14 protein-coding genes are annotated in these 16,233 nt (G+C 66.9%); 2 read left to right on the top strand and 12 right to left on the bottom strand.

Going from position 1 to position 16,233, the window contains the following annotated elements; all coding sequences use genetic code 11:
* From V6V88_RS00155 to V6V88_RS00145, 3 genes are read right to left on the bottom strand one after another with little or no spacing between them, the layout of a single operon-like run.
* On the bottom strand, positions 1-867 hold the full coding sequence (locus V6V88_RS00155; protein ID WP_056327672.1) for an ABC transporter permease: 867 nt from the start codon (positions 865-867) through the stop codon (positions 1-3).
* On the bottom strand, positions 864-1,931 hold the full coding sequence (locus tag V6V88_RS00150) for an ABC transporter ATP-binding protein (protein WP_334167796.1): 1,068 nt from the start codon (positions 1,929-1,931) through the stop codon (positions 864-866). Before V6V88_RS00150 ends, V6V88_RS00155 begins: the two co-directional genes overlap by 4 nt.
* 46 nt (positions 1,932-1,977) lie before the next feature.
* Entirely contained in the window at positions 1,978-3,009 is a 1,032-nt protein-coding gene (locus tag V6V88_RS00145; protein ID WP_142052080.1) for an ABC transporter substrate-binding protein, read from the bottom strand.
* Positions 3,010-3,193: 184 nt separating this feature from the next.
* On the opposite strand from V6V88_RS00145, the gene V6V88_RS00140 reads away from it, so the two are divergent.
* Entirely contained in the window at positions 3,194-3,997 is an 804-nt protein-coding gene (locus V6V88_RS00140; RefSeq protein WP_062839324.1) for a GntR family transcriptional regulator, read from the top strand.
* Between the two features lie 13 nt (positions 3,998-4,010).
* On the opposite strand, the gene V6V88_RS00135 is transcribed toward V6V88_RS00140, so the two are convergent.
* From V6V88_RS00135 to V6V88_RS00125, 3 genes are read right to left on the bottom strand one after another with little or no spacing between them, the layout of a single operon-like run.
* The gene (locus tag V6V88_RS00135; protein ID WP_223573772.1) at positions 4,011-5,735 is read right to left on the bottom strand and encodes a hydantoinase B/oxoprolinase family protein; all 1,725 of its coding nucleotides are present in this window, start codon (positions 5,733-5,735) and stop codon (positions 4,011-4,013) included.
* Positions 5,722-7,785, bottom strand: coding sequence for a hydantoinase/oxoprolinase family protein (locus V6V88_RS00130; protein WP_062839322.1), 2,064 nt, complete (start codon positions 7,783-7,785; stop codon positions 5,722-5,724). The genes V6V88_RS00135 and V6V88_RS00130 overlap by 14 nt, the downstream gene beginning before the upstream one ends.
* Before the next feature lie 24 nt (positions 7,786-7,809).
* Entirely contained in the window at positions 7,810-8,790 is a 981-nt protein-coding gene (locus tag V6V88_RS00125; protein ID WP_338617146.1) for a tripartite tricarboxylate transporter substrate binding protein, read from the bottom strand.
* A 159-nt stretch (positions 8,791-8,949) separates the two neighbouring features.
* Between V6V88_RS00125 and V6V88_RS00120 the strand changes: the two genes are divergently transcribed.
* Positions 8,950-9,846: a LysR family transcriptional regulator gene (locus tag V6V88_RS00120; protein ID WP_174245405.1), complete on the top strand. Its 897-nt coding sequence runs from the start codon at positions 8,950-8,952 to the stop codon at positions 9,844-9,846.
* A gap of 16 nt (positions 9,847-9,862) precedes the next feature.
* On the opposite strand, the gene V6V88_RS00115 is transcribed toward V6V88_RS00120, so the two are convergent.
* The 6 genes from V6V88_RS00115 to V6V88_RS00090 all read right to left on the bottom strand — a co-directional run bounded on the left by V6V88_RS00115 (position 9,863) and on the right by V6V88_RS00090 (position 16,208).
* Entirely contained in the window at positions 9,863-10,696 is an 834-nt protein-coding gene (locus V6V88_RS00115) for an AraC family transcriptional regulator (protein WP_338617144.1), read from the bottom strand.
* A 470-nt stretch (positions 10,697-11,166) separates the two neighbouring features.
* Positions 11,167-12,102, bottom strand: coding sequence for a glyoxylate/hydroxypyruvate reductase A (locus V6V88_RS00110; protein ID WP_338617142.1), 936 nt, complete (start codon positions 12,100-12,102; stop codon positions 11,167-11,169).
* 131 nt (positions 12,103-12,233) lie between these two features.
* Entirely contained in the window at positions 12,234-13,304 is a 1,071-nt protein-coding gene (locus V6V88_RS00105; protein WP_338617141.1) for an ABC transporter substrate-binding protein, read from the bottom strand.
* Complete coding sequence (locus tag V6V88_RS00100; RefSeq protein WP_338617139.1) at positions 13,301-14,473, bottom strand: FAD-dependent oxidoreductase; 1,173 nt, start codon at positions 14,471-14,473, stop codon at positions 13,301-13,303. The genes V6V88_RS00105 and V6V88_RS00100 overlap by 4 nt, the downstream gene beginning before the upstream one ends.
* Positions 14,470-15,870, bottom strand: a complete 1,401-nt coding sequence (locus tag V6V88_RS00095; RefSeq protein ID WP_223573763.1) for an NAD(P)/FAD-dependent oxidoreductase — start codon at positions 15,868-15,870, stop codon at positions 14,470-14,472. Before V6V88_RS00095 ends, V6V88_RS00100 begins: the two co-directional genes overlap by 4 nt.
* Positions 15,867-16,208, bottom strand: coding sequence for a (2Fe-2S)-binding protein (locus V6V88_RS00090; protein ID WP_142052102.1), 342 nt, complete (start codon positions 16,206-16,208; stop codon positions 15,867-15,869). The genes V6V88_RS00095 and V6V88_RS00090 overlap by 4 nt, the downstream gene beginning before the upstream one ends.
* Positions 16,209-16,233 lie beyond the last annotated feature (25 nt).

The following is a 16,233-nucleotide window of genomic DNA, read 5'->3' as shown; positions in this document are numbered from 1 at the left end:
TCAGCCTCCGGCCTGGTTGAACACGGCCCCGTAGCGGCGCTCGATGATGCGGTTGGCCGACAGCAGCACCACCACGGTCGCCACCAGCAGCACCACGGCCAGCGCCGCGCCCAGCGGCCAGTTCAGGGTGTTCAGGAACTCGTCGTAGGCGGCGGTGGCCACGTTCTTCAAGCGCCGCCCGCCGATGATGGCCGGCGTGGCGAACGAGCTGGCCGCCATCGCAAACACCATGATTGCGCCCGAGAGGATGCCGGGCATCACCTGCGGCACGATCACGCGCCGGATGACCGTGAACTGGCTGGCGCCCAGCGACAGCGCGGCCGCCTCGGTAGCGGGGTTGATCCGCTGCAACGAGGCCCACACCGAGATCACCATGAAGGGCACCAGCACGTGCGTCAGCGCAATGCCCACGCCCAGGTTGCTGTACATGAGGTCGATAGGCGTGGAGATCAGGCCGATGCCCATCAGCGCCTTGTTGATGAGGCCGGTAGACCCAAACAGCAACGCCCAACCCAGCGTGCGCACCACCACCGAAATCAGCAGCGGGCCCAGCACCACCATCAGAAAAAGACCCTTCCACGGATTGGCCATGCGCGACAGCACGTAGGCTTCGGCCGTGCCCAGCACCAGGCACGCCACAGTCACGGCCGCGGCCACGCCAAACGTGCGCGCGTAGATCTCGTAGTAATAGCCGTCCGAGAAGATCTCGATGTAGTTTTTCCAGGTAAAGGTGGCCTCGATGCCGCCGTAGAACTGGAAGTCGAAGAAGCTGATCAGAAACACCAGCGCCATCGGCACCACGAGGAACGTGGCATACACCACCAGCGCCGGGGCGCTCAGCACCCACGGATTGGTGCGCGCGCTCATGACGCGTTGCCTTGCGGCGCGGCCGCCGGATCGACGGCGCACATGTCCTGCGCGCGCCAGCGCAGATGCACGGTCTCGCCTTCGGCGGGCACAGGCACGCCGTCGTTCTGCCGGATCACCATCACTTCGCCGACCGACGTCTCCACCTGGCACAACCAATGGTTGCCCTGGAAGACGCGCGTCTTCATGCGGCCGGGCAATGCACAGGCCGCGGGCTCGGAAAACAGGATCTTTTCGGGCCGCACGATCACCGCGCCCTGCGGCACCGGTGCGCCCGCCAGACCAATGTGGGCCTCGCCGATGCGCGCGCGGGTCTCGCCTTCGTACTGCTCGGCCTGCGGCGTGAACACGTTGGCCTTGCCCAGGAAACCGCCCACGAAATGGCTAGCAGGCCCTTCGTACGCGGCAAAGGGTTCGGCCACCTGTTCGACGCGGCCCTGGTTCATCACCACGATGCGGTCCGACAGCGCCAGCGCCTCGGACTGATCGTGCGTGACGAGAATAGTCGTGGTGCCGACCGTGCGCTGGATGCTGCGCAATTCCAGCTGCATCTCTTCGCGCAGCTTGGCGTCCAGGTTGGAGAGCGGCTCGTCCAGCAGCAGCACGCTGGGCCGGATGACCAGCGCCCGCGCCAGCGCCACGCGCTGCTGCTGGCCGCCGGACATGCGCGCCGGGTGACGGTCGGCCAGATGCGACAGGCCCACGAGCTTGAGCGCATCGGCCACCCGGGCCTGGCGCTCGTCCTTTTTCACGCGCTGCATCTCCAGGCCGAACGACACATTCTCGGCCGCGGTCATGTGCGGAAAGAGCGCATAGTTCTGGAACACCATGCCCAGCCCGCGCTTGTTGGCGGGCACCTTGCTGACGTCCTTGCCGTTCAGCACGATGCTGCCGCCGGACGGTTCGACAAAGCCGGCAATCATCTGCAGGGTCGTCGTCTTGCCGCAGCCGGACGGTCCCAGCAGCGAGATGAATTCGCCTTTGTTTACCGACAGGCTCAGGTTTTCGACGGCCATGGTGTCGCCGTAGCGCTTGCTCAGGCGGTCAAGCACAAGATAGGTCATGAATGCTCCCGGTGGGCGGCAGTGGCGCCGCCCGTATGCACACGCGTCAGCGCTCGATTTCCCGCGTCCAGCGCTTGTTCCAGTCGTCCCGATTCTGGTTGACCGTGTCCCAGTCGATCACGATGAGATCGGCGGCGCGCTTGCCAATGGGCAGCGGCACACGGGGATCGTCCGTGACCTTGGCCTTCTTGTTGACCGGACCATAGCCGTACGCGGAAGCGAGCTTTTCCTGGACCTCGGGCGACACCAGGTATTCGACGAAGGCCTGCGCCTTCGGATTGGCGTTGGGCTTGGCCACCGGACACACGGAAGACAGCAGCGCGTACGCGCCTTCCTGCGGATAGACGAATCCGACGGGGAAGCCCGTGTCGGCAAACGCCTTGACGCGGCCGCTGCCCCAGACCGCGATGGTGGCCTGCCCGCTGGAGAAAAGCTCGGTCATCTTGCCGGGCGAGGGCTCATAGACCAGCACATTGGGACCGACCTCGTTCTTGAACGTGGTGAAGCCCGGATCGATCTTCTTTTCGCCGCCGCCGCCTTCGCGGGCATATTCCACCAGCGTGTGCAGGCCATAGGTGTTGTTCAGCGGCGGAATGACCAGTTGCTTCTTGTACTTGGGATCCTTCAGGTCCTTCCAGGACGTGGGCGGGGCCCACTTCTTCTCGTCGAAGACCTTCTTGTTGTACATGATGCCCGTGGCCACGATGCCGATGGCGACCGCCTTGTCGTCCTTGTAGCGCGCGGTGGTGTAGATGTCGTCGGCGGGCAGGTTCTTGATGGGTTCGCAAAAACCCAGCGCAATGGCCTGGTACATGGGGCCGTCATCGATGATGGCGACGTCGATCTGCTGGTTGCTCTTTTGCGCCTGCAGGCGCGCCACGGTGTTGGTGGAATTGCCGGCCACGTAATCCAGCTCGACGCCATGCTGTTTGGCGAAGGGCGGGAAGATGTCCTTGCGCATGATGTCTTCAAACGAGCCGCCGTAGCCGGCCACCACCAGTTTCTGCTGCGCCTGTGCGTTTGCGCCCAGCCCGGCCGCTACCGCCGCCGCCGCGAGCACTGCAAGTACCTTGCTCATGAGAACCCCCGAATTTTGGAAGAGAACTGCAAGAACCGACTGATTTGTTGCCCGGCGACCTCATGTCCGCCGTACAATTTGTCCGTACATGAATGTCCGGACAAATAATGAATCCCGCATGACTGCCTTGTCAATCGGTTATTGTCCGGACAAACCCTATAAAACCAATCAAGGAGCCAACCTCATGACCCGATCCTCCGAGCGCGCTGCCAGCCCCGGCGGGGAGCGGCAAGCCCGCGGCCGGCCCGGCGCGGCGCTCCCGGCAGACATGTCGGGTGGCCCCCGCTACAAGAGCATCTATCAGTCGCTCTCGCAGGACATCAGCTCCGGGCGCTACCCCGTCATGACGCTGCTTCCCACCGAGCACGAACTGTGCGAACAATTCGGCGCCAGCCGTCACACCATCCGCGAAGCGATCCGCATGCTGACGGTGGCTGGCGTGGTGTCGCGCCGGCCGGGCGTGGGCACGCGTGTCGAAACGGCCCGCGCGACGACCCGTTTCACGCAGCGCATCTCGCAGTTTCCCGATCTGCTGCAGTACGCGCGCAACGCGGCGCTGCTGGTGCAGGACGTGCGCACCGTCAAGCTGACCAAGCGCCTTGCCGAAACGCTGGGCTGCGAAGCCGGGCAAGAATGGCTGCACATCAACTCGATCAAGACGCTGGACGATCCCGACGTGCCGGCCGCCAGCACGCTCATCTACACGAACCCGGCGCATTCGGACGTGCTGGTGGACGTGAAGTCCCGGATCTCGCTACTGCGGCTGATCGAGGACCACTTCGGCGACCGCATCACCGAGGTCAACCAGGAGTTCTCCGCCACGCCGATCGGCGCGGCGATCGCCAGGCAACTTCAAGTCGATACGGGCACGCCCGGCTTTGTCATCACCCGCCGATACTACGGCGACGGCGGCGTGCTGCTGCTTGCCACCATCACCACGTTTCCGCACGACAAGATGAAGTACTCGATGACCCTGAACGTCAGTTGACGCGCGGCTCGGTCTACGCGGACAGCCCATAGTCCGCACGCGCCGCGTGAGGGCTGATCTTGCCGTCAGCCAGGTCCTGTTCCACGCGCGCCCGCGGCCGCTCCGACGGCGCGCCATAACCGCCAGCCCCCGGCGTTTCGATGCGCACGCTATCGCCAGCCGCAAGCGCAATGTTGGCGGTCTTGGAGAAAAGCTCCTCGGCCTGCGGCGTTCCGAAGTTGCGGATCAGGCGCGCGCGGCGGCCATCTCCACCGCCGTCAACGCCCGCGGCCACGCCGACGGTGTGGCTGTCCGAGCGCGCCGAGAACACGATGCCTGGTCCCACCGCGCGTATCTGCTTGGCGATGCCCATGCCGCCGCGCGTTCGGCCCGCGCCGCCCGAGTCCTGAATCATCGCGTACTCGTCCATCAGCAGGGGATACTCGTTTTCCAGCGCTTCGACCGGCAGGTTCGACGTGTTGGTCATGTGCACATGCACCGCATCCATGCCGTCCGCATCGAAGCGCGCCCCCGCGCCGCCGCCCAACGTTTCCAGATACACGAAGTGTCCCGCGCGCTCGCGCCACCGGCCCGAGAACACGATGGCGGGGCAGCAGTCGTTGCTGGAGGCCATGGTCTTTTCCGGGGGCAGCAGGCCCCGGAATGCGCCGAAGATCGCGCCGGCCACCTTCTGCGCGGTGATGGACCGTGCACCCACCGCGGCCGGATGCTCGGGATTGGTGATGGTGCCCACGGGCGCGGACAGCGTGATGGGATCGAACAGCCCGGCATTGGGCGCCAGGTCCGGATCCAGCAGCGCCTTCACCGCGTAGTACACGCAGGCGCGCAGAGCATTGAACGGCAGGTTCATGGCGCCGCGCGCCTGCTTGCCCGATCCGTCGAAGTCGAAGTGCAGATTGTCCGGGCCGACGGTCAGCGTCACCTGGATGGGCACCGGATCGCCGCCCATGCCGTCGTCGTCAAGATCGCTGCGGAAGGTGTAGCTGCCGGGGCGCAGCTCGGCGATGCGGTTCAAGAGGCGTTTGCGCGTATAGGCGATCACGTCGTCCACCGAGCGCACCACAGCTTGCAGCCCCATCTGGCGGATCAATCCCTGCACCGCGGCCGCGCCGCGGCGGTTGGTCGCCATCTGCACGCGCAGGTCCAGCACGCGCTCTTCCGGATCGCGGGTGTTCGCGCAGATGAGGCGCAGCAGATCCTCGTCGGTCTCGCCCGCACGGGCCAGGCGGCAGGCGGGGATGCGGATGCCTTCCTCGAAGATCGACTTCAGCCCTCCGGCAATAGAGCCAGGCACAGCGCCGCCCACGTCGGAGTGATGCGCGATGTTGGCGGCAAAAAATCGCAGCGTGCCTTCCCAGAACACCGGCGTGATGATGTTGATGTCGGGCAGGTGGCTGCCGTCTGCCAGGTACGGATCGTTGCAGATGAACACGTCGCCGTCGCGGATCTGGTCTTCGGCAAACGTGCGCAGGATGGCGCGCATGGCGCCGTCCAGCGATCCGAGGTGCAGCGGGATCTGCGTGCCCTGCGCGACCAGCCGCCCTGCCGCGTCAAAGAGCGCCACCGAGCAATCCTTGCGCTCCTTGATGTTGGTCGAGAACGAGGCGCGCACCAGCGTGTTGTTCATGTCTTCGGTGATCGACAGCAGGCGGTTGCAGAACACCTCCATGCCGATCGGATCCGCCAGGACCGAGGCGCTGTCCGCCTCGCGCGGTTCAATGGAATCAGGCTTGTTCATGCGAGCCTCCTTGCAAACGAATGATCAGGTTGCCGAACTCGTCGACACTGGCCTCGTGGCCCACGCCAACCACCGTGGTCGAGCTCATTTCCTCGAGCAGCGCCGGGCCCCGAAAGCGCGCGCCGGTCGGCACGCGGTCGCGGTCGTACACGGGCGTTTCCAACCAGCCATGCGCCGGCCCGAAGTACGCCTTGCGCTCGCCCAGCCGCGCGTCCTGCAGCGTGCCGCCCACATGGCGTGGCGCGAGCGGCGCCTTCACCACCTGTCCGACCGCCTGCATGCGGCAATTGATGATCTGCACCTTGCGATCGTCCACCGTGTAGCCGTATTCGCGCTCATGGGCCTCTGCAAAGCGCCGCGCGAATTGCGCGTAGCCGCCCGGGCCCGTGTCGTCCAGGCTGACCTGCACCTCGAAATTCTGTCCCTCGTAGCGCGCGTCGATCGCGCTGTGGCACACGCGTAGCGCGGGATCGACGCGTTCGGACGCGAGCCAGTCGCGCGCCTGCGCGGCAAGGCCTTCAAAGATGGCGGTGATGGCGGGCCACGTGTCCTCGCTGGCGAGCGATATCTCGCTTTGCACGAAGTCGAACGAGATGTCGCTGAGCAAAATGCCGCGCGCGCACATCGTGCCGGGTTCCTGCGGCACGATGACCACGGGGATGCCGCATTCCTCGGCCACTTCCACGGCGTGCAGCGGACCCGCGCCGCCGTAGGCATACAGCGCGAAGTGCGACAGGTCGTAGCCCCGCTCGGTGGAAACCGCCCGGATCGCGCGGCTCATGTTGGCGGCGGCGATGCGCAGAATTCCCTCGGCGGCCGCCTCCATGGTCAGGCCCAGCGGTTCGGCGACGCGGCCGCGGATGACCTCGCGCGCCGCATCGGCATACACCGGCATGCGGCCGTTCAAGAGCGCCACGGGGTTGAGCCGCTGCAACGCGATTTCGGCGTCGGTGATGGTGGGCTCCTGGCCGCCACGGCCGTAGCCCACCGGGCCCGGCACCGCGCCCGCGCTGTGCGGACCCACCTTCAGCGCGCCGGCATCGTCCAGCCACGCAATGCTGCCGCCGCCCGCGCCGATGACATGGATGTCGACCATCGGAGTCTTGACCGGATAGCCGGCGACATGGCGATGCGAGGTGAAGAGCGGCCTGCCTTCGCACACCAGCGACACGTCCGTGCTGGTGCCGCCCACGTCGAACGTCACGAGGTTCAGGCTGCCGATGGCGCGTCCCACGGCCGCGGCGCCGACCACGCCGGCGGCGGGGCCGGACAGGCAGGTGCGCACCGGATACTGGCGCACCGTGGCGATCGACATCAGGCCGCCGTTGGAGTGAATGGTGTGCGGTTCATGCCCGATGTCCAGTTCCCGCACCCGCTTCAGGAAACGCTCCAGGTAGCGCGCCATCTTCGGCCCGACCGCCGCATTGAGCACGGTGGTGGACAGGCGCTCGTATTCGCGGAACTCGGGCAGCACCTCGGACGACTGGCTGATGTACGCATCCGGCATTTCTTCCTGGACGATGCTGGCTGCGCGGCGCTCGTGCGCCGGGTTGCGGTAAGCATGCAGGAAGCAGATCGTCACGGCCTCGATGCCGGCCTTGGCGAAGCGCCGCGCCGCATCGCGCACCTGTGCTTCGTCCAGCGCTGTCAGAACCTCGCCCGCCGCGTTGACGCGCTCGTCGACTTCGGCGCGGAATTCGCGCGGCACCGCGACGGGCGGCTTGCCCACGCTGTAGTCGTACAGGTGCGGGCGCGTCTGGCGGCCAATCTCCAGCACGTCGCGAAAGCCCCGTGTGGTGATCAGACCGACGCGCGCGCCCTTGCGTTCGATGATGAGGTTGGTGGCCACCGTCGTGCCGTGGCCCACGTGCGACACCTGCGACGGCGCGACGCCATGATCCGCAAGCATCTGCCCGATGCCCGTGGCGATGGCCTCGGAGGGATCGTGCGGCGTGGAGGGCACCTTGTGAAAGTGCACCACGCCGGCGTCCTCGTCGATCATCGTGAAATCGGTAAACGTGCCTCCGACGTCTATCCCTATGCGATACATATCGTTCTTTCCAAAAAATGAGGGTCAGTCCAGACGAATGCCGGCTTTCTTCACCACCTGGCACCACTTGCTGATTTCGTCCTTGATCATCGAGCCGAACGCCGGGCCCGCGACGTCCGACACCTGAGCGCCCTGCTGCTCGAGATAGGTCTTCATGGCGGGTGCGTGCAGGGTCTGCACCAGGCCGTCGGTCAGCTTGGTGCGCAAGGGTTCGGGCATGTTGGCGGGCGCCAGCATGCCGAACCACACCATGGCCTCGTAACCGGGGTAGCCGGACTCGGCGACTGTGGGCACGTCGGGCAACATGGCCGAGCGCTGCGGCGAGGTCACCGCCAGCGCCTTGATCTTGCCGTCCTTGATGTAGGGGTACGACGTCATCACGACGTCCATCATCATGTTGATCTGTCCGCCCACCAGGTCGATGAGCGCGGGGCCGGAGCCGCGGTAAGGCACATGCACCATCGACACCCCGGCGGTGGACTTGAAGAGTTCGGCGGCCAGGTGGTTGGACGTGCCCTGGCCGTTGGAGGCGAAGGAATACTTCTCGGGCTCTTTCTTCAGCAGGGCCACAAACTCCTGCAGATTGTTGGCGGGGACGGACTGGTTCACCGACATGACGTTGGGGATCGTGGCCACGACCGTCAGCGGCGTGAAGTCCTTGACCGCGTCGTACGGCAACTTGGAATAGACGCAGGGCGCGCTGCCGTGCGTGCTGACCGATCCCATCAGGATGGTGTAGCCGTCGGCGGGTTGGCGCGCGACGTACTCGGTGCCAACGGTGCCGCCCGCGCCGGGCCGGTTTTCGACGATGACGTTGGAGCCCAGGCGCTGGCTCAGTCCTTCGGCGATCTTGCGCGCCACCAGGTCGGTGGAGCCGCCGGCCGCGAACGGCACGACGATGCGGATGACCTTGTCAGGCCAGGCGGCGCTGGCGGTTCCGGCGGCCGCAAAGAGCGCGACGCCGGCGGCAATGCGACAGCAACTGCGAAGTAGCCCTGTTTTCATGGCTTGGTTTCCCCTTGTTGATAGAACTTCCTTATGGCCGGATCATGCGTGTCCGACCTTGGTTCGCTGCAACAACGAAGTCATGCTAGGCCTGGCGCCGCGATGACAGCAGTCCTACAGGTTTATATTTGTATAGATGCCATTTATGGACGCGCGGCGATGAAGAATCCGGACCTGAATCTGCTTCTGCACTTCGATGCGCTGATGGCATGCCGCAATGTGTCGCGCGCGGCCGAGGCGATGAACATCAGCCAGCCGGCCATGAGCGCGGCGATGAACCGGCTGCGCCAGTTGTTCGGCGATCCGCTGCTGGTGCGCGAGGGCGGCACGTGGCAGCCGACGCTGCGGGCGCTGGAACTACACCAGCATTTCAAGCCGCTATTGGAGGGCTGGCACCGCGCGACGCGCACCCGCGAGGCGTTCGACCCGGCGCATTCGTCGCGCACGCTGTCGCTGTATGCGACCGATTATGTGCAGTACACGCTGCTGCCCAAGCTGATTCCGCGGCTTGCGGTGGACGCGCCGCACTTCCAGTTGCAGATCGTGCCGGCGCGCCCGCAGCACGGGCTGAGCATGCTGGACACCAATCATGTGGAGTTGATCGCGGGCTATTTTCCGGACCCGGCGCCGGATCTGCGCACGCGCTTTCTATACCAGGAGCCGGCGGTGTGCATCGTGCGCGAAGGGCATCCGTGTTTGCGCAAGCGCTGGAACCTGGACGCCTACCTGAGCTACGGGCATCTGGATCTGGCCGCGCACACGCGCTACTTCAGCACGGCGATCGATCGCATCCTGATGGGCCAGAACCGCAGCCGCAAGATCGTGGCGACGCTGTCCAGCTATCTGGTGTGTCCGTTCATCGTCGAGGGATCAGACCTGATCGCGACGATGCCGGTGAGCATCGCAAAGGCGATGTCGGGCAGCGCGCGCATCGTGACGCAGAAGGTGCCGCTGACGTTGCCGCCCATTGCGGTGTCGTTGTACTGGCACGAGCGCTATCAGGACGATCCGGCGCACGCCTGGCTGCGGCAATATCTGGCCGGCGTGCTCGGGTAGCGGGAGGCGCTGTCTGCTATTGAAGCGGCAGGCAGATGCGGGTCTGCAATTGCGCGGGCGGGGTGGTGCGCGGGTCGTTCAGGTATTGCTCGAACATGGGGAAGTCCGCGGGGGCCATGCCGCTGGACGGCAGCCATTCGGCAAAGAGCCAGTCGTAGGGCTTGCGCATTTCGTTGTAGGGGCCGGTGTACGTGAGGATGGCGCAGCGGCCGGCGGGAATTTCGAAGCGTTCGAGTTCCTGGCCGATGTCGGCGTCGGGCGCGACGGGCATGCCGGCGAGCGATCGCAACTGGCTTTCGGGGACCTGTTCGGGGTCATCGAAATAGATGCCGTAGCCGATGGTGTCCGGGGTGGCGATGCCGCGGCCGATGGCGAGCATGAAGGCCCTTGAGAAGACGGGGCCGATGTCCTGGTAGCTGCCGCGATGGGGCAGGACGGCCAGGGTGGTTCCAGGGAAGTTCTCGATGATGACTGGGTACATGGTCAGCTCCTTGGGGGTGGAAGACTGGGAGCGGGCGGCGCGATACCGGCCCGGCGGGGTGCCGAAGAGGGCGCCGAAGGCGCGGTTGAAGGCGGCGTCGGATTCGTAGCCGGCGCGTTGGGCGATGTTTCTCAATGGGGTTTCGGTGCCGGCCAGGGCGGCAGCCGCGCGGTGCATGCGGATGCGCTGGACCGTGGCGTTGACCGTTTCTCCCATCATGGCGCGGTAGACGCGGTGGAAGTGGTAGGGGGATAGGCAGGCCAGGTCGGCCAGGTGGTGCAGGTCTGGCAGGGCGTCCGGGTTGGCGGCTAGCCAGCGTAGGACGGGGTCCAGGCGTTGGGCGTGTTGGGATCGCGTTGCGGGTTTCAATGGGTTGCTCCTTGGTAGGGGCAATTTAGCTTTTGGGGGTTTGCAGATTTTGCGGTTTTTTGGGCTGATTTGGTGTGTTTGGTACTTGGGGGGATTGGGTTCTTTTGGCGCACGGCGCGGCGGCGGCCTTGGGGCGCGGGGCTACGATTGCGGTCCGGAGCCTTCGCTCCGGACTGCCCCTTCGTCATCGTCGTTGTCGCCTCCGGCGACTGCCTTCCGATTCCCTCGGGCGCATCTACACGCCCCGCGCCCCAAGGCCACCGCCACGCCGTGCTCGGGTGGTTCGGATTCCGGCATTGCTGGGGCGAGTTGTTTGCTTGGCGTTCTGGCAAGCGGTGGGGGGTGGCGGAAGGTCTTGCGGGGCCCGCTCCGCGGCGGCCGCGCGGGCGGCCTGGCGGAGCTTACGCGGTGTCTTGCGGCACGCGTTGGCGCTGCGCGCTTCGCTCTGGATTGCTGTGGGCTGCGCGGTGTCAGTAGCCGCGCTGCGGGTCGTAGATGTTGGGTAGGGGCTCGCCGCGCTCATTGGCTGCGATCAGCAGGGCGGTGTGGCGGGCGCGTTCCTTGCGGTCGGGGATCGCGGCGCAGTGGGGGGTGATGGTGATTTTTGGGTGGGTCCACAGCGGGGAGTCTTCTTGCAAGGGTTCTTGTTCGAAGACGTCCAGGATGGCCTGGTCCAGATGGCCGCTGTCCAGCGCGTCCAGGATGTCCTGGGTGACCATGTGGGTGCCGCGGCCGGCGTTGATGAGGCTGGCGCCTTTTGGGAGCTGGGACAGCGTCGTGCGGTTGAGGATGCCGCGCGTCGTTTCGGTGGCGGGCAGGAGGCAGACGAGGAGGTCGGTGTTGGCGAGGAAGTCGGCGAACTGGTCCTGGCCTGCGTAGGACGGCATGCCGGGTAGCTTGCTGGCGCCGCGCGACCAGCCGCTGACGGGAAAGCCTGCGCGGGACAGGAGTTGGGCTGAGGCGATGCCAAGGTGGCCCAGGCCCATGATGCCGACGCGCACGTCGGCGGCGACGCGTAGGGAGTCGAAGAATTCCCAGTGGCGGCGGGCCTGGTTGTCGGTGATGCGTTTGACGTTGCGCGTGATCATGAGGGCGCTGGTGAGCACGTACTCGGCCATTTCGGTCTGGGTGCGCGCAGTGACCATGCGGGCGATGGGCAGGTGGCGCGGCAGGGCGGGGTCGGCGAGGATGTGGTCGACGCCGGCGCCGGCGCTGATGATGAGTTTCAGGTTGGGGAAGGTGGCCAGGCGGCCGGCGTCGGGGGCCCAGACGAGGGCGTAGTCGATGGTGGCGGGGTCGGGGTCTTCGTGCCAGCCGACGACTTCCAGATCCGGCGCGTGGATACGGAATTGCGTGCGCCATTCTTCGATCGCCTGCGGGCCGCCGGAGTTGATGATGAGGCGCATGTGTGTCCTTGCTGGAGTTGCGGCGTGTATGCCCGGGCTTAGGCCCAGGGCTTAAACCCGGTGCTTAGACCCGGTGCTTAGACCCGGCGCGGCGCGCCTGCGGGTTGTCCACAGGACGCCGCGCGTTGGCCTCAACGTTCGACCGTGCGGTTCCAGCGGGCGTTGAAGGCGGGCCGGGCCGCGTTGATCTGCTCCCAATCCAGGATCTTAGCGTTGGCCATGTAGCCTTGGAAGCGCTTGAGCGTCTCGGCGTTGTCGGCGGACGCCTGGACGTTCTTGTTGGACGGGAAGTGGCCGCCCATTTCCAGCGCCTTGGCCTGGGCCTTGGCGGACAAGAGGTACAGCGCGAGCTTTTGCGCGAGTTCGGGTTCGCTGTTCTTGGCGATGACGCATTCGCCGACCATGAGGATGACGGAGCCTTCCTTGGGCTGGGCGTATTCCACCGGGATGTCGCGCTTTTTCAGGCGGGCGATGGCGGTGGGGGTGAGCGGGAAGATGGCGGCCTCGTCGGATTGGATCATCTCGGCCAGCTTGGCGGAGTTGGGGATGTACTCGAGCACGTTGGGGCCGATGGTGGAGGGCCACTTCTTGAAGCCGGGCTCGTAGTTCTGGTCGTTGCCGCCTTCGATGCGGTTGAACATCAGAAAGCCGTGCAAGCCGAAGGTGCTGCCGGAAGCAGACTGGAAGACGACCTTGCCCTTGTACTTGGGATCGGCCAGGTCCAGCCACGAGGTCGGCGGCGTCCAGCCGTTCTTCTGGAAGAGGCGGGTGTTGTAGCCCAGGCCGGTCATGCCGATGTCGATGCCGGCGGCCATGCGGTCTTTCATCAGGGCGGTGGGATACAGCTCTTTCAGGACGGGGTCGTCGTTGAGCTGTTCGCACAGGCCCATCGAGATCGCGCGGGCCATGATGCCGTCATCCAGGAACATGACGTGCATCTGCGGGTTGTCCTTGTAGGCCTGCGCCTTGGCGAGCACGTCGGTCGAGGTGCCGGGCACGACGACGATCTTGACGTTGTTGGCCTTCTCGAAGTCCGGGAACACGTGCTGCGTGAAGGCGCGTTCCATGTCGCCGCCGTTCATGCCGACGTACAACGTCTTTTGCTGCGCCATTGCGCCGGCGGACAGCAATGCCAGCACCGCCGCGCCCAGCAGGCGCTTCCCCTTGGTCAGGCGCTGCGCGCCCTGTTTCTTGTGCATCATGGTGACTCCAGCGTTTGCTCACGAAGACTCTCAGGCCGGGCCGCGGCGCCGTGAGCGGCGGGCGCGTACCGTTCAATGCGGAAGGCATCGATGGGAATGGAGGATCGGCCGTGCACGACCAGTTCGGACAGGACTTCGCCGACGGCCGGGCCGATCTGAAAGCCCGCGCCGGACAGGCCGAAGGCATGAAAGAGACCGGGCACGGTGGCGCTGGGTCCGAGCACGGGATTGTGGTCGGGCATGTTGCCTTCCACCCCTGTCCAGAAGCGGATGACCTGCGCGCCACGCAGCACGGGCAGCAGCGCTGCCGCATTGGCCATCAGCACGCCAAGGTTGTCGCGCCCCGGGCGGGCGTGGTCGGGGTCTGCCGAGACGCCGCGCCCGCCGCCGATGACGCAGTTGCCCCGCGCGACCTGGCGCGCGTAGATGCCGCCGCCCTGCATGCCCAGGCTGACCTCCATGAACAGCGGCAGGGGTTCGGTCACCATCATCAGGGGATGAATGGAGGTTTCGGGCACGGGTTCGCCAAAGCCTTCGGCGAAGCGGCCGGCCCAGGCGCCCGCGCAATTGAGCAGCACGCGCGCGCGCACTTCAAGCGTGTCGCCGGCGCGCACGATGAAACGCGTGCCGTCATGCGTGGCTGAGGTGACGCGCACGCCTTCGCGCACGTCGGCGCCCAGCGCGGCCGCGGCACGGCCAAACGCCGGAGACACGAGCCGAGGGTTGGCGTGGCCGTCCTGCGGGCAGAACGAGCCGCCCACCACGCCCTGGCCCAGCCAGCCGAAGCGCCGCGCCAGCGCGCGGCGGTCCAGGATTTGAAGATCCATGCCATAGCCGCGCGTGCTGTCGCGATAGGCCTGCAGCAACGCCAGGTCGGCGTCGGAGCAGGCCAGCTTCAAATGTCCGGAGCGCACGTACTCGCCGTCGATGCCGATCAGCTCGGGGAGCTTGCCCCACAGTTCGTGCGCGCGCCGCGCGAGCGGCAGCTGTTCAACGCCGCGGCCCTGCCGCCGCACGCCGCCGTAGTTGACGCCGCTGGCCTTGGCGCCGCACAGCGCCGCTTCCAGCAGCACCACGGGCACACCCAGACGGCGCAGGAACAGCGCGGCGCTGCCGCCGACGATGCCGCCGCCGATGATCGCGACTTCGGTGTCGATGCGTTCCGTCATGCAGCCTCCATCTCGGGGCCTTTTTTCGCGGGCCGTTCCAGGCACACCACGTTGACCGGGATGGGTTTGACCGGCGGCTGGTTGCGCAGCCGGCCCACGGCGCGCGGCGCGCAACCCACGGCGTGGGCCAGGACTTCCGCGCCTGCGACGCCGCACATGCGGCCCTGGCAACGGCCCATGCCCACGCGCGTCAGCGCTTTCAGGCGATTCATCTCGCGCACGCCGTTCTCGTGCACGGCCTGGCGGATGGTGCCGGCGGTGACTTCCTCGCAGCGGCAGACGACGGTGTCGTCGGCGATGCCGGCGGCCCAGTCCTCGGGAAACGGGAAGGCGCGTTCCAGCGCGTCGCGCACGCGGCCGTTGGCCGCCAGTTGCGATTCCAGCACGCGCGCGCGGCGCGCGTCGTGCGGATGCCCGGTGTCCTCAAGCAGCGCCAGCGCCGCGCGTTCGCCCGCCAGTTCGGCGGCGTCGGCGCCGCCGATGCCTGCGCCATCGCCGGCGACGTAGACGCCCGCCACGCTGCTGCGGCCGGCGGCGTCGCGCCGCGGGAGCCAGTTGCGGTCGCGTTCGTTGAATTCAAAGTCGCAGCCGATCAGGCTGGCAAGCTGGGTTTCGGGCCGCAGCGACAGGCCAAAGCCCAACGCATCGCAGTCCAGCGTGTGGATGCGTTCACCCTGCCGGTAGGACAGGCCCGTGACGCGGTCCGTGCCCGCGACAGCCACGGGCCGCACGCCGCTGCGCAGCGGCACGCCGTGCGCGCGCAGCCACGCCATGTAGTAAAGGCCCTTGGCCAGCAGCGCGGGCGCGCGCAGCATGCCGGGCAGCGCGGCGGCGCGGTCGGCAAAACGTGACGTGTCCAGGACGGCTGCGACTTGCGCGCCCGCCTTGGCGTACTGATAGGCCACCAGATACAGCAGGGGGCCCGTGCCCATGAACGTGACGCGCGAACCGATGGCGCATCCCTGGTGCTTGAGCGCCACCTGCGATCCGCCCAGCGTGTAGACGCCGGGCGTCAGCCAGCCGGGAAACGGCAGCACGCGGTCGGTGGCGCCGGTGGCGAGGATGAGGTGGGTGTAGGGCACGGTGGTGCTGACGCCGTCTCGCAGCACGTCCAGCGTCCTGCCTTCGGCGTTCCAGACGAGACAGCCGGGGCGGTATTCCACACTGCCATGCAACGCCTGCATGGTCCGGTGCACGGCGTCGGCCTTGCGGTGTTCGAAGCCGTACAGCGCGGACTTGGGCCGCGAGAAGCCGGGCGGCGGCTGCCGGTAGATCTGGCCGCCGGGCCGCAGGCCTTCGTCCAGGATCACGGGCCGCAGGCCTTGCGCGGCCAGCGTCTGGGCCGCGCGGATGCCGGCCGGACCCGCGCCGACGATCACGGGCATCACGGCGGTCATGGCGTGTCGTCCTCGGGCCAGGCGGCGGCCGACAGCGTGCCGGGCGCGGCTGCCGGCGCCAGCGCGGCGCTCTGCAGCCGCATGCCGGGCTCGATATACGTGGAACAGGCGCGCACGCGCTCGCCGTTTTCAAGCTGCACCCAGCAGTCCTGGCAGGCGCCCATCATGCAGAAGCCGGCGCGCGGCCCGCCCCCGAATTCCGAGACGCGCAGGCGCTCGCCCTGCGTCAGGACGGCGGTCAGGACCGTGTCGCCGGCAAGCGCCGTGCAGGGCTGTCCGTCGAACGTGAAGGTCAACGCGGGCCGGCCGGTTTCGGCCAGGCGTTTCAGGATTGCCATGGCGCGCGCGGCTCCTTTGCGGCTG

This window comes from Achromobacter sp. E1, assembly GCF_037039475.1.
Taxonomy (GTDB): Bacteria; Pseudomonadota; Gammaproteobacteria; order Burkholderiales; family Burkholderiaceae_B; genus Achromobacter; species Achromobacter mucicolens.
This window is presented reverse-complemented; position numbering and strand designations above follow the sequence as displayed.